13 protein-coding genes and 1 pseudogene are annotated in these 13,113 nt (G+C 35.8%); 11 read left to right on the forward strand and 3 right to left on the reverse strand.

What is annotated here, in order from left to right; all coding sequences use genetic code 11:
- Positions 1 to 213: 213 nt before the first annotated feature.
- Positions 214 to 765: a 16S rRNA (guanine(966)-N(2))-methyltransferase RsmD gene (gene rsmD / locus EJF36_RS08570; RefSeq protein WP_125905919.1), complete on the forward strand. Its 552-nt coding sequence runs from the start codon at positions 214 to 216 to the stop codon at positions 763 to 765.
- 17 nt (positions 766 to 782) lie between these two features.
- Positions 783 to 1,274, forward strand: coding sequence for a pantetheine-phosphate adenylyltransferase (gene coaD / locus EJF36_RS08575; protein WP_125905920.1), 492 nt, complete (start codon positions 783 to 785; stop codon positions 1,272 to 1,274).
- Positions 1,275 to 1,329: 55 nt separating this feature from the next.
- Here coaD and ylbJ read toward each other — a convergent pair whose 3' ends face one another.
- Positions 1,330 to 2,562: a sporulation integral membrane protein YlbJ gene (gene ylbJ, locus EJF36_RS08580; RefSeq protein ID WP_125905921.1), complete on the reverse strand. Its 1,233-nt coding sequence runs from the start codon at positions 2,560 to 2,562 to the stop codon at positions 1,330 to 1,332.
- Positions 2,563 to 3,127: 565 nt separating this feature from the next.
- Here ylbJ and EJF36_RS08585 point away from each other — a divergent pair.
- The gene (locus tag EJF36_RS08585) at positions 3,128 to 3,925 is read left to right on the forward strand and encodes a patatin-like phospholipase family protein (protein WP_125905922.1); all 798 of its coding nucleotides are present in this window, start codon (positions 3,128 to 3,130) and stop codon (positions 3,923 to 3,925) included.
- Positions 3,912 to 4,934 carry a SepM family pheromone-processing serine protease gene (locus EJF36_RS08590; RefSeq protein ID WP_125905923.1) on the forward strand — a complete coding sequence of 341 codons (1,023 nt, stop codon included), beginning with the start codon at positions 3,912 to 3,914 and terminating at the stop codon, positions 4,932 to 4,934. The genes EJF36_RS08585 and EJF36_RS08590 overlap by 14 nt, the downstream gene beginning before the upstream one ends.
- Before the next feature lie 106 nt (positions 4,935 to 5,040).
- Here the strand turns inward: EJF36_RS08590 and EJF36_RS08595 are convergent, their stop codons facing one another.
- Complete coding sequence (locus EJF36_RS08595) at positions 5,041 to 6,282, reverse strand: nucleotidyltransferase (protein ID WP_125905924.1); 1,242 nt, start codon at positions 6,280 to 6,282, stop codon at positions 5,041 to 5,043.
- Positions 6,283 to 6,644: 362 nt separating this feature from the next.
- On the opposite strand from EJF36_RS08595, the gene EJF36_RS08600 reads away from it, so the two are divergent.
- From EJF36_RS08600 to EJF36_RS22175, 4 genes and pseudogenes are all read left to right on the forward strand, one after another.
- Positions 6,645 to 7,160: a YceD family protein gene (locus EJF36_RS08600; RefSeq protein WP_125905925.1), complete on the forward strand. Its 516-nt coding sequence runs from the start codon at positions 6,645 to 6,647 to the stop codon at positions 7,158 to 7,160.
- A 66-nt stretch (positions 7,161 to 7,226) separates the two neighbouring features.
- Positions 7,227 to 7,403, forward strand: coding sequence for a 50S ribosomal protein L32 (rpmF, locus tag EJF36_RS08605; protein WP_125905926.1), 177 nt, complete (start codon positions 7,227 to 7,229; stop codon positions 7,401 to 7,403).
- Between the two features lie 130 nt (positions 7,404 to 7,533).
- Positions 7,534 to 8,301, forward strand: a complete 768-nt coding sequence (locus tag EJF36_RS08610; protein WP_125905927.1) for an enoyl-CoA hydratase/isomerase family protein — start codon at positions 7,534 to 7,536, stop codon at positions 8,299 to 8,301.
- Positions 8,302 to 8,405: 104 nt separating this feature from the next.
- Positions 8,406 to 8,637, forward strand: a pseudogene (locus EJF36_RS22175) (RsfA family transcriptional regulator); the annotation flags it as partial.
- A gap of 578 nt (positions 8,638 to 9,215) precedes the next feature.
- Here the strand turns inward: EJF36_RS22175 and EJF36_RS08620 are convergent.
- A complete protein-coding gene (locus tag EJF36_RS08620; RefSeq protein ID WP_125905929.1) occupies positions 9,216 to 9,710 on the reverse strand; it encodes an N-acetyltransferase in 495 nt (164 codons plus the stop codon).
- A gap of 199 nt (positions 9,711 to 9,909) precedes the next feature.
- Here EJF36_RS08620 and EJF36_RS08625 point away from each other — a divergent pair, with 199 nt between their 5' ends.
- The 3 genes from EJF36_RS08625 (at position 9,910) to bshC (ending at position 12,903) form a co-directional block, all read left to right on the forward strand.
- Positions 9,910 to 10,803: a 2-dehydropantoate 2-reductase gene (locus EJF36_RS08625; RefSeq protein WP_185806864.1), complete on the forward strand. Its 894-nt coding sequence runs from the start codon at positions 9,910 to 9,912 to the stop codon at positions 10,801 to 10,803.
- A gap of 2 nt (positions 10,804 to 10,805) precedes the next feature.
- Entirely contained in the window at positions 10,806 to 11,195 is a 390-nt protein-coding gene (locus EJF36_RS08630) for a DUF3397 domain-containing protein (RefSeq protein WP_125905931.1), read from the forward strand.
- An 85-nt stretch (positions 11,196 to 11,280) separates the two neighbouring features.
- Positions 11,281 to 12,903: a bacillithiol biosynthesis cysteine-adding enzyme BshC gene (bshC, locus tag EJF36_RS08635; RefSeq protein WP_125905932.1), complete on the forward strand. Its 1,623-nt coding sequence runs from the start codon at positions 11,281 to 11,283 to the stop codon at positions 12,901 to 12,903.
- Positions 12,904 to 13,113 lie beyond the last annotated feature (210 nt).

Genomic DNA, 13,113 nt, shown 5'->3' on the forward strand with positions numbered 1-13,113 from the left:
AACGTAAGTCTTCTCCGCGGTTGGCAACAACATCGTCATGATGCTGTCACTACTCATTATGACCATAAAAAAGTGAGGTATACATGTAAACTTATCATTTTTTATGGGAGGGGCTTCATTTTTCTAATTGTGACGCCAATATTAAATATGGTACGATTATTAGGATAAAAAGAGTGTAACACTCTATATATATTGAATTAAAGTGGTGAGTGAATGAGAGTAGTGGCAGGGCAATATAAAGGACGAGCTTTGAGAGCCGTCCCAGGGCGGACAACAAGACCAACAACAGATAAGGTTAAAGAATCGATTTTTAATATGGTCGGTCCATTTTTTAATCACGGTCATGGTTTAGACTTGTTTGCTGGTAGTGGTTCTTTAGGGATTGAGGCTCTTAGTAGGGGCTTTGAAAAAGTGATTTTTGTTGATCAGGATATGAAAGCTATTCAGACTATTAAAGAAAATGTCCACGCTTTAAGCCTTAATGATCAAGTTGAAATATATCGAAATGACGCACGTCGAGCTTTAAAGGCAATAACAAAAAGGGATATTAAATTTGATGGTGTATTCCTTGATCCTCCTTATAAAATGAATGTGCTATCAATGTTGATTGAAACCATTGACAAGCATGAACTGCTTAATAATAATGGTTTTATATTAGCAGAGCATGGTGACGAAACAGTTTTGCCAGAAAAAATTGGCGAACTTTCTGTGTGGAAGCAAGAGTTATACGGCGGGACAAAGATAACCATATATAAATATACATAATGGAAAGTGGGGGTTTTATGACTGCGATAGCAGTTTGTCCAGGTAGTTTTGACCCAATAACATATGGGCACTTAGATATCATCAAGCGTGGAGCAAAGGTTTTTGATACGGTATATGTAGTAGTGTTAAATAATGCAGCTAAGAATCCGCTGTTTACCGCAAAGGAACGCTGTGATCTTATTGAAGAAGTAACGAAAGATATTCCTAATGTTAAAGTAGATGTTTTTCAAGGTCTACTAGTTGATTACGCAAGAAGTAAAAATGCTAAGGCAATTTTACGTGGACTGCGAGCGGTTAGTGATTTTGAATATGAGATGCAAATTACCTCCATGAACAGATTATTAGAAGAAAATATCGAAACGTTTTTCATGATGACTAATAATCAATATTCTTTCTTAAGTTCAAGTATTGTTAAAGAGGTTGCTAAATATAGAGCTGATATTTCTGAGTTGGTACCTTCGGCAGTAGAGAAAGCTCTAATTTCAAAATTTCATCATATGACTAGTTAGTCAATAGGATACCCTGTCTCTTTTCTTAAGGGTATCCTTTTTGCTAACTAATGAGTTAAGTCCTTCTATAACTAAACAATAGTCGCTTACACAGTATAAAAACATAAACATATAATGCAAGTAATGTTAATTCTGGACCGATACTCGTAAACCATGCATGTAATTCGTTCCATGACGATGAATTAAATGGGGTGCCGAATGCTGGAAGTATGGGGCTTGTTGCCTCTTTACTAATTTGTTTTTCATATAACGGAACCCATAATAAAATCGTTAAAACACTTGCCGTAAAACCATGTAATATTCTTGCAAAGAAAAAAGGTTTAAAACGAATATCTGTATCTGCTAAAATACTGGCGACTTGAGCTTGTACAGAAAAGCCGTTAAAAGCAAGAATAAAACTTGTAATAGTAGCTTTAGAAATTAATGTTACAGTAGTGACATCACTCGTTAAATCGCTTCCTAATGTTATTTCAAATAGACCTGATATAAATGGTCTTGATAAATCCATTGGAATCTGAAATATGGCAAAGACAAAACTTAACAAGTAGTCAATAATATCAGTAATGTGCAATAAAGTTAACATTTGGTTGAATACAGAAAATAAAATAATAAATCCACCTATCATTAATAAGGTTTGAATAGAGGAAGTTACCGCGTCACCCAACAATTTACCAATAGGTCGGTTATCATTTAATCGAGTGTAATGTAGTACACGGAGAGCATGTTTAAATGAAGTCGGTTCTCTGTATGTTAATGTTTGCTCCGTTCGGTCACGTAAGCCGTGAAATCTCATACACAAACCAACGATAACATTTCCAATATAGTGTGAAGCTGCAAGCACAACCCCCAATTGTGCATTTTGAAAGAAACCTACTGCGACAGCACCGAATATGAATAAGGGATTTGAGGAGTTCGTAAATGAGACAAGTCTTTCAGCCTCGATAGCAGAAATTTGTTTTTCTTGACGAAGACGTGCTGTGAGTTTAGCCCCTGCAGGAAAGCCTGTGGCCATCCCCATTGCCATTACAAACCCTCCAGAACCTGGTACTTTAAAAAATGGTCTCATTATTGGCTCAAGTAATACTCCGACTGAACGAACTACTCCGAATCCTATTAACATCTCAGATATTATGAAGAAGGGAAGAAGACTTGGAAATACTACTTCCCACCACATATTTAATCCTCTTAAACTAGCTTGTAAAGATTCTTTTGGGAATAGAATTAGGGCTATGGCCATCATGACCGCGCTTAATGCTAATAGTAACGTTTTTAGCTTTGATTTATTCAATGACTTGGCCTCCTTATCGACAGAATGAGTTCAGCCCTTTTAATAGGTGAAAGTCTGCTCTAGTATGTGAACATTTAAAATGCCTTTTAGCTATTGCTTTTTTAAAAAGAGTAAATCAATCTTTTCGCCCTTTTATGAACAGTTTGAGAGCCTAGACAGTGACGATTAGTTCATAATCGCAAACCTTTATTAGCGATAACGTGGTTACTGTAGTGTTCTGACCGTTAGTATGGTGTTGTACCGACAAGCAACATTTCACTTGGATGATGTTGGTTGGCGATACAGCCCTCATAGGATGTGAATATGGAAGCGTTGGCGACTTAGCGGTCCACATTTATATACCTATTGCTATGAAAGTACTAGACGTAAATGGTGATTCATATGAAACGTATGTTTGTTTAGTTGTTATATGCAATTTTTACATGTCATGGTAGAATATTGTCATTGAGTGTGGACGACCTATACAAATTAAATATACGAGTATAGGGGGGGATTTTAGACCATATAGATTAATAAAGGTACAGAAAAGTCGCTCGTATTTGTTTGAATTTGTGGAGGGGAGTATATGTCTCAACCAAAGATTGGCTTGGCGCTTGGCTCTGGAGGAGCGAGAGGGTTTGCTCATCTCGGTGTTCTCCGTGTGCTTCGAGACCACCAAATACCTGTTGATATGATTGCTGGTAGTAGTATGGGAGCTTTAGTAGCGGCGTTTTATGGAGCGGGCCTTGATATAGAAAGGTTATATAAACTTGCAGGTGCATTTAAGCGTAAGTACTATTTAGATTTTACTGTTCCTAAAATGGGGTTTATAACAGGAAAACGTGTTAAAGAGCTCATTCGCGTGTTTACACATAATAAAAATATTGAAGAGCTTGACATTCCTATTGCAATTGTTGCAACGGACTTAATTAAAGCTGAAAGAGTAGTATTCACTAAAGGGGCAATAAGCCCTGCAGTTCGAGCAAGTATTTCAATACCTGGGATCTTTATTCCTGAAAAAATAGAAGGTCGTGTGCTCGTGGATGGAGGAGTCATTGATCGTGTACCGGTTTCTGTTGTGAAGGAATTGGGAGCTGATATTGTAATAGGTGTAGATGTATCGAAGGTGAAAATTGATCCTCAAATCACGACCATTTTTGATGTGATATTACAAAGTATTGATATAATGCAAAATGAACTCGTACAACATCGAACGAACGATTGCGACCTCATGTTGTATCCTCATGTTGAAGAGGTAAGTGCTCGCGCGTTTACAGATTTAGACGCGATTATTCAATATGGTGAGGAAGAAACAAGAGATAAACTACCAGCTATTATAGAGGTTATCGAGAAGTGGAAGGAGTCGCATAATGAAGAGAATTAGATTATATATAGTGGCATTAGTGATTGGGATTGTCATCGCTGTTGCAATTAATAGCTATCAACCACCTTATTATATAACAATGCCAGGAAGTGCTGAAGAATTGAGCCCGATTATTGAGGTAGAAGGTGGTTATGACGAACAAGGTGAGTTCATGTTAACGACTGTGGCTTTTATGAGAGCGAATGTATTTAATCTTCTATGGGCTAATTTTAATAAATATCATAGCATTACACCATACGAAGCGTATCGCCAAGAAGGAGAATCTCATGAAGAATTTCTTGATCGTCAATTGCATATGATGCAAGGAGCTCAATCGGCGTCAGTATTTGTAGCGTTCACAAAAGCAAATAAACAAGTGCAGATTGAGAACACGGGTGTATATGTTTCCCACGTATTTGAAGGCATGCCTGCTGAAGGTAAATTAAATATTGGTGACAAGATTTTAGCGGTTGATAATCAAAAAGTGATTAGTACAGATGACCTAATATCATATGTGAAAACTCTTTCCGTTGGAAAATCTGTCAAACTTAAGGTCGAACGTGATCAAGATGTAGTGGCAGAAGATATAAAGATAGTCCAATATCCTCAAAATCCAGAACAAATTGGGGTAGGAATTGGACTATTACAAGATTTTATTGTAACTTCTGAGCCTGATGTGGAGATAGACACAAGTCGAATAGGGGGGCCATCGGCTGGGCTTATGTTTAGTCTAGAAATTTATAATCAGCTTATGGAAGAGGATATAACAAAAGGTTATAAGATCGCTGGGACAGGAACTATTGATTTTGATGGTGTGGTTGGCCGTATTGGTGGCATTGATAAGAAGATTGTAGCAGCGAATAGAGAAGGAGCAGTTATTTTTTTCGCACCTAACGAAGAGGGGAAAATAGGATCCAATTACCAAATAGCTTTGCAAACAGCACAAGATATTAACTCCGATATGAAAATCGTTCCGATCGACACATTTGATGATGCGATACATTATTTAAATAGCTTAAATGAAAAATAAACACACTGTGGATTCGTGAAATCCACAGTGTGTTTTTCAAAATCTAGACAGAGATAAAACTATGAACTTTGATGACTTTCAGTTTCGCATCTTTTATAAAGAATTTTTAAATAAATTCTTTTTTTTGTTGATTATACCGTATAGGGGGTTGGGTGAATTCCTGTTTAGCAAGCTTGGTTCGTTCTGGCTCAGGTAAGATACTAGCATAGACTTGTGTTGCTTTAATATCTAGAGTGAAAACTGAGTTATCTTTAAATGCAGCAGTATTTGAAACGATTGGTATATCTAAATGCTGTTTTATTTGCTGTAGATATGATTGACCTATTAAGCTCATACCTAATAACCTTATGTAGCTAGGTTTAAAACACTCAGTAGCTTTATGCATACTCTCTTTTGTTGTATTCGTTAGTATATGTGTTAATGCTCTTTGGAGTCTTGTCCACGTGTAACGCTTTGTTTTCAGTGCTACCATAAAATCATAATAGGATGTTTTATTTGGGATTAATTTAAGAATTCGATTTTCTAGTCCTTCTTCAATTTCGTAAATTTTAGTTAACTCTTCACTAGTAGTTGCTGCAAGCCGATACTTTAAAAATTTATAATAATGCTCCCAGTTATGCAAAGTAGTATATAACTTTGTATATTGATGTAGTAAAGGTGTCACGTACGTAGGAACGTATGCTTCAACAGTTTGAACGTTGAAGTCATTATTAGCTAGCGCTTGACGTATACTTGTCGCACTAGCAATACTTGTGTCATGAAAAGTATCATCATGGTAACCAGCTTTGAACCTTTTAATTGTTTTAGGCTGTATGTTTGCACCCTGGTCATTAATTGCTTTTACATAGTGAAATCCTAAAATATTGTTTGGCAATGTTAAATCTAAATTTATGTCTTGAGAAATATGCTGTAACGCTAAGTTAGTTGATTTAGGGTAGCTTTTTCCTTCTTTAGCATACGCTTTTATGTACTCGTTGTAAGTACTTTCTTCATCATTAAGAATTTTTACTGCATCATGAAACGCTTCTATCTCACCGTCCTCGCTACCAAAATATATTTCATCACATTGTAAAGCTTGTAAAATACCAATGGCTCCGTTAGCAAATGTTTCTGCTTTCTGAGTTGCATATGCGTATGGAAGCTCAATAACGAGATCTAATCCTGCCAATAAAGCCATCCTTGTTCTTTGCCATTTTGAAACAATAGCTGGCTCCCCACGTTGTAGGAATTGTCCACTCATAACAGCAATCACACAATCTGCATCAGATAACTGTATTGTTGACGAAAGGTGATACAAATGACCGTTATGAAAAGGATTATATTCAACTACAATACCAACAACCTTCAAAAAAATCCCTCCATTTCATAAATGATATAATCTAGATTTACTTTAAAGCTTCAAGCTTAATTAAGTTAACGAAACTTCCATGGATGTTGTTCCTTGAATGATTCGGAAAAAAAGCATGCCAGCTGAGTATAGAGTGCGCTGATAGTCAGGACGCTTAGTGTAGGTAAAGCGACAAGACATCTCGATATTTAGATTCAAATGTAACGTCTTGGCATTTTTTCATATATATATTTGGAGTTTTATTCTTTTCGTGTTAAAGTAATACGTATGTATATTATACATATCATGTGTGTAAAGAAAAAACCATTGACAAATATTTTTGTCAAAGCTATAATTACATTTGTTGCCTTGAGGTGATTGCTTTGAAATGGTCAATTGCTCAATTACTTAAATTGCAAACTAAAGGTCTTGAAATTGATGAAGCAATTTCTATTGATGACTTGACCGAAACGAAATCCGATATACGAGGGATTTCACCTGTGAAGGTAAAAGGTCGAGCTGACATTAGTTCCACAAAAGCTACGTTCTTTATGACTATAGAGGGAACATTGGTACTACCTTGTTCTCGAACATTAGTTGATGTAGATTTTCCGTTTCATGTTGAAACAACGGAAACATATTTGTTTAAAGAACCTAGCTATGATGTGTCTGATGAGGACAACATTCATATGGTAACTGGTGAAACAGTCGATTTGTTACCGATCATAAAAGAAAACATTTTATTACAAATTCCGATTCAAGTCTTCAGTGAGGAATCGGATCCTGAAGGAGCAGCACCTCAATCAGGTAATGATTGGGAAGTTATTTCTGAGCAGGATAAGAAAAAGAAGGTTGATCCGCGATTAGCAGGACTAGCTAATTTTTTTGATGAAGACTAACGTGTACTAGAAGACCCGGCTTAATCCGGCCTTCATATAATGAATGATCTTAAGGAGGTGGGAGTCATGGCTGTACCTTTTAGAAGAACTTCTAAAACAAGAAAAAGATTGCGTCGTACGCACTTTAAGTTACAAGTTCCAGGTATGGTAGAATGCTCTAACTGCGGTGAAATGAAACTTGCTCACCGTGTATGTAAAGCTTGCGGAACATACAAAGGAAAAGAAGTAGTAGAAAAAAACTAATGAAAATGCACACTTAAAAACACAAGGACATCTAGATTCCTTGTGTTTTTTTGTATATTTTATTTTATGAGTTTGAACAACAATGGACAATGGCTTGTGACTCTATATCAGATAATAAGGAGGCGATGAGATGTCAACCATCTCAAGCATTGATTCCCAAGGGGTTTTATGGTTTACCATAAATCGCCGTGAAAAGCGCAATGCGATTAATTATGAAGTTATGGAGGCGTTAGAAGCAACCATTAAGGATGCTGAGACAAATGATCAGATAAAAGCTGTTGTTTTAACTGGTACCGGCGAGGAGGCATTCTGTTCAGGTGGAGATTTATCAATATTTCATAATTTAATTACCGAATCACAAGCCTATGATATGCTTTTAAGAATGGGTAGAATTTTATATAAACTATTGTTATTGCCTAAACCCACAATTGCTCTGTTAAATGGAACTGCATTAGGAGGAGGCTGTGAACTAGCGACAGCCTGTGATTATAGATTCGCAACTAGTACTAGTAAAATTGGTTTCATTCAAGGAAGATTAGCAATTACAACCGGTTGGGGCGCTGCAACAATGTTAATGGAAAAGCTTCCTTATGAAAAAGCACTTTATTTACTAACTTCATCGAAAGTGTTGTCTAGTATAGAGGCTCAACAATTGGGTTTTGTTGAACAAGTAATGGACAAAGAGTACATAGAAGATGAATTACAGAAGTTTTTGAAACCTTTAGTTGAACAACATGCAAATGTTATACAAGCATATAAACAAGTGGTTACCCGGAAGTGGGAGCAAATAAAGTTATGGGATAGAATGGAGGAGGAGATTAGGATGTGTGCTAAGCTTTGGGAGGCACCGGCACATCATGAGGCTGTCCAGTTATTTCTGAATAAAAAACAAAGTTGAATGGGTCGCTAATAGAATAGCTATGATTCTATCTTTTCTACTATGTGCATATGATGTAAAGACGCAAGACTCTTTAATTCATTGTACAAGGAGGGATGGAATGGATGACAACTCGACAAGATGCATGGAGTGAAGATGAGGATTTGTTGCTCGCTGAAGTCGTGTTACGTCATATTCGTGAAGGTGGAACGCAGCTGATGGCTTTTGAGGAGGTAGGGAAAAAGCTATCTCGAACAGCGGCTGCGTGCGGCTTTAGGTGGAATTCGTATGTACGTAAACAATATAAGTCAGGCATTGAATTAGCGAAGAAACAAAGAAAAGAAAGTAAAAAGCAGGTTGTCCAAGAAGAAAAGCAATTTGAACCAAAAGTATCACAAGAACAGACTTTAGTAGCTAAAAATCGTATATCATTGCAAGAGGTTATTGAATATTTACGAACGTTAGAGGAGCAGGAAACTAAGGTGGAAAGTATGAAACAAACTCATACCGAATTGCGTGAACAAGTGCAATTTATGGAGGCTCATGTAAGAAAGGTTGAAATAGAAAATAAAAGCCTAACTGAAAAATTGACTAAGTTAGAAGCAGACTACAATTCAATTCTTTCGATTTTAAATCGTGCCAGTCAAATGGTGAAATCAACATGAAATAAAAAAGCAGCTAACTAGTGTTAGCTGCTTTTTTTTAGTCTTTGTCTTTAATTAAGCGCAGACGCAAACCTTTTACAATATTGAGTGCTTTTGAAGGGTAAAATAACTACTCAAATCTGGTGGACAAAATGTGCTCATGGAATGTTGATTGTTGTCAAGCCTTTCTTTAACGTTTAAGCAAACATAAAGTTTTGAACCTAGACTATTGTCTAGCTCTAGTGCAGTGCCGTCTTTAGATTAAAATGCCCCATTGTGCTTCTTTGCTAATTAGATTAAGGAATTAGAATTACGCTCTTTAACATTTGATGGTAACCAAATTAAAGGGTTTTCTCCTAGGTCACGTTGCATATCATATGTTACCGGAATAAAGTCCATTTTTCTCCAAAAATCTTGTGATTTTACACGAGGGTTCGTTTTAATTGGAAATCCAAGCTCTTTTGCAAAATTTACGAGAGCCTTCCCGTATCCTTTTCTTTGGTAGTCTGCCAATACTTCAAGCTTCCATAGCTCTAAATAATCCTGTTGTGGTACAAAGTATTTATCGAATTTAGCATCTATTCTATATAAGCTCATACGAGCGACTAATGCGTCTCCAAAGTATATACCGTAAAAAGGTGAATCGCTATCATTTTCGATAATATTAGCTTGAAGGTCTTCTAACATGGACAATTCTTGTAATCCGTATTCTTTAAACTTCTTAAATTCATCTAATGTTTTGAAGTTTATTTGTAAGCGCTCTATTTTCGGTGTATATTGAAACATCCATTCTCCCCCTTAGGTATCGGAAAATATTTATTTATATTATTCATTATATATAATAAATTCGAAAAATTATATAAGAAACATCTTATTAGTGAATTTTGTATATATAAGACAAATATATCTTGATTGAATAATAGTTCAAATGTCACAATGTTATTATTAAGGAATGATCGTGACTGTGAATGAAATGGGGGATAGTATGGATATTGCAATTATTGGTGGCGGTTCAATAGGATTACATACAGCAGCGTACTTAGCTGAAAATCATCACGTTAAGATATTTACTAAGCGGAAAGAGCAGTCTGAGAGATTATGTGAATATGGGATAGACTTATTGCATGTTGATGGCAAAGTGTGTCATGTTCCAATTAGTGCTGAACAATTAGATGGTAGTGAAATTAATGCAGATCTTGTTATTGTTACTGTTAAAGAATATCACTTAGACGAAATTCTAGTTTATTTAGAACAAACAAAAATACGGAGCACCTTACTATTTTTACAAAATGGTATTGGTCATGTTCGAAAAATTTGTAATATAGCAAATGAGTCTGTATTACTTGGAGTAGTTGAGCATGGCGCGTATAGATTATCTGATTATGAAGTAGCCGAGAGAGGAAAAGGTGTAATCAAGATTGCATCTTTTCGAGGGAACAAACACATTGATGTTTGTAATAATTTGAACAGTGATGATTTTCCCATTGAAGCGCACAGTGACTGGGAGACCATGCTTACGGACAAGCTTGTAATAAATGCGGTGATTAATCCAATCTCTGCAACGCTGAGAGTAAAGAACGGACAAATTTTTCAGAACAAATTTATTAATGAAATTGCCAAAAATATATTTAACGAGATTAATATTGTGTTAGAAAGAGAAGCTAAACGTGACAATGATTGGCAAAGGCTAAAAATAATCTGTGAGAAGACAGCGGACAATCGCTCATCAATGTTACGTGATATTGAACAAAATGGACGAACAGAAGTAGAAGCGATTATTGCGCCACTTATTACTAAAGCTATAGAACTGGGCGTGGAAACACCTTATTTAAAAAACTATTATTATGTTATTAAAGCTCTAGAAGCGGAGGGTAGATAGGTATGTCTGCTGTGTTAACGACTATTATAACGGTGTTAGTCCTAATTCCTTTTGTAGGTCATTTAATATTCTATGTGGTTGCAAGGTGGGTAACAGAAAATAATAAGCGTGCTTTTCTGTTAGCTACAGATTTTTCAACATTTTTATTCATTGTGGCTGTATATTATTTAACAATTGTGATTTGGGATAAATCATTTTTGCTATTTATATTATTAATACTTACCGTTAGTTTCCTATTGTTTATTTTCATTGATTGGAAAACTAGAGAAGAAATTGTACTACCGAGAGTTCTTCGCTTTTTTTGGCGCTTTACCTTTTTGTTGTTTTTTACCGGTTATATTGTATTAGTTGTTTATGGCATTATTAATAGTGTAACAACTACTCTTAGTTAAGCATTTTCTTTTCGAAATTCTGGAATGAATGCTATACTAAAATGAATGTGAAAAGATTTCTTGTGTTAGAAAGGACGTTCAAATTATGGAATTTATAGAAATTCCGCTATCCTCCTCAAATAAGTTTATTCACGAGTGCTATTCAAATGATAGTGGTTTCTTTCAATATAATGTCTCTTTTTTATCGGATTGTTTGAAGGAGCGTGTGAATGATTTAAAATCTCGCTCTTTTAAAAGAGAACAGCTTGTAGAATATTTACTTAATTTTAATGCAAAGTATGAAGTTAGCAATAAGACAACTGCCAATATCAAGAAGCTGTTAGATGATAAGAGTGTTGTCGTTGTTGGTGGACAACAGGCCGGCTTAATGACAGGGCCGCTTTACACGATACATAAGATAATTACAATAATTCAACTGGCAAGGGAACAAGAGGTTAAATTAGGAGTTCCTGTTGTGCCTGTATTTTGGATTGCTGGTGAAGATCACGACTTCCAAGAGATTAATCACGTGTATACATATACCGATGGAGCTCTTAAGAAAAATACCGTTCCACATAAGCCTGTGAAAAAGCAAATGGTTTCTTCAATGGAAATAGATAAGCAAGAATTGAATAAATGGATTATGTCGTTCCTTGAAACGTTTGGAGAAACCCCTCATACAAAAAGTTTGCTTGATGAGCTACAGAGAGAAGCAAGCAAATCTATAACCTATGTGGACTTTTTTGCAAGGCTTGTTCAAGGTTTGTTTTCAGATGAAGGGCTTGTGCTTATAGATTCTGGTGATTATGAGGTCCGTAAATTAGAATCACCCTTTTTTACCCAACTTATTACACAAATAGATGACCTTCAGCAGGCGTTACAATATACACAGCAAAACATATTGAATAAGGGTTTTTCGCTTACAATTGGGGAACAATCAAACAATGCCCACTTATTTTATGAGTTAAAGGGAGAGCGTGTATTATTAGAGTGGGATGAAGCCTCTCAGCTATATCGTGATAAGCAGAATTTGTGCTCTTTTACAAGAGACGAGTTATTGGAAGTGGCAATTAATAACCCTGAATTACTTAGCAATAATGTTGTTACACGGCCACTAATGCAAGAGTTTCTTTTTCCTGTATTAGCGTTTGTTGGGGGACCTGGAGAAATTGCTTATTGGGCCGAGTTAAAGCAATCTTTCGAAGTGTTTGATTTTAAAATGCCACCTATCATCCCTAGACATCAGCTTACAATTTTAACTCGTGCTATAGAGACTGATATGTTGGAAACAGAACTAGATATAAAACGTATATTAGAGCATGGCGTAAATGAGTATGAAGAGTGCATGTTCGACACTCCTGAGAATGCTGCGTTTCAAAGTGAATTAAGTAATGCGAGACGTGAAATTGAAGCAATACATTCTAGATTGCGTGAGGCCGCGTTAGATGTTGACCGAGGGTTGCAGCAAGTTGTATTGAAAAACAGTGCATTCATACAGACACAATTAGATTTTTTAGAGAAATCTGTTGACAAATCTATAATGCGACAACATGAAACTGTATTCTTGAAACTTAAAAGAATCGAGGCATTTCTGAAACCAAATAACGCTTTCCAAGAACGGAGTTGGAATGTATATTATTTCTTAAATCTATATGGTCGAGATTTTGTGAAACAGTTAGCACAGTTACCGTTCTCATTTGAAGCAACACATAAAATAATTAAACTTTAACGAGTAAAGGCTTTCCATTAAATTGGGAGGTCTTTTTTGTATTCAGGAAAACTCTAAACCTAGATTAGTGTTTACCCCCCAGACCGAGTCTTCCATTAATATCATTCCTTGAATAAATTGCGAGAAGCATGATTTTTAACATGTTGCTTTTCGCAGCTAGTGATGATTTTCCCTCCTTATAATAAGTCAACATCGAATCTTGATGTTTTG

This window comes from Bacillus sp. HMF5848 (genome assembly GCF_003944835.1).
Taxonomy (GTDB): domain Bacteria; phylum Bacillota; class Bacilli; order Bacillales; family HMF5848; genus HMF5848.

Bases quoted from the DNA above. Each gene is read 5' to 3' on its own strand.
- EJF36_RS08620 (WP_125905929.1), bottom strand. From the start codon at position 9,710: ATGTTTCAATATACACCGAAAATAGAGCGCTTACAAATAAACTTCAAA.
- bshC (WP_125905932.1), top strand. From the start codon at position 11,281: ATGGAATTTATAGAAATTCCGCTATCCTCCTCAAATAAGTTTATTCAC.
- rpmF (WP_125905926.1), top strand. From the start codon at position 7,227: ATGGCTGTACCTTTTAGAAGAACTTCTAAAACAAGAAAAAGATTGCGT.
- EJF36_RS08625 (WP_185806864.1), top strand. From the start codon at position 9,910: ATGGATATTGCAATTATTGGTGGCGGTTCAATAGGATTACATACAGCA.
- coaD (WP_125905920.1), top strand. From the start codon at position 783: ATGACTGCGATAGCAGTTTGTCCAGGTAGTTTTGACCCAATAACATAT.
- EJF36_RS08590 (WP_125905923.1), top strand. From the start codon at position 3,912: ATGAAGAGAATTAGATTATATATAGTGGCATTAGTGATTGGGATTGTC.
- EJF36_RS08585 (WP_125905922.1), top strand. From the start codon at position 3,128: ATGTCTCAACCAAAGATTGGCTTGGCGCTTGGCTCTGGAGGAGCGAGA.
- EJF36_RS08610 (WP_125905927.1), top strand. From the start codon at position 7,534: ATGTCAACCATCTCAAGCATTGATTCCCAAGGGGTTTTATGGTTTACC.
- rsmD (WP_125905919.1), top strand. From the start codon at position 214: ATGAGAGTAGTGGCAGGGCAATATAAAGGACGAGCTTTGAGAGCCGTC.
- EJF36_RS08630 (WP_125905931.1), top strand. From the start codon at position 10,806: ATGTCTGCTGTGTTAACGACTATTATAACGGTGTTAGTCCTAATTCCT.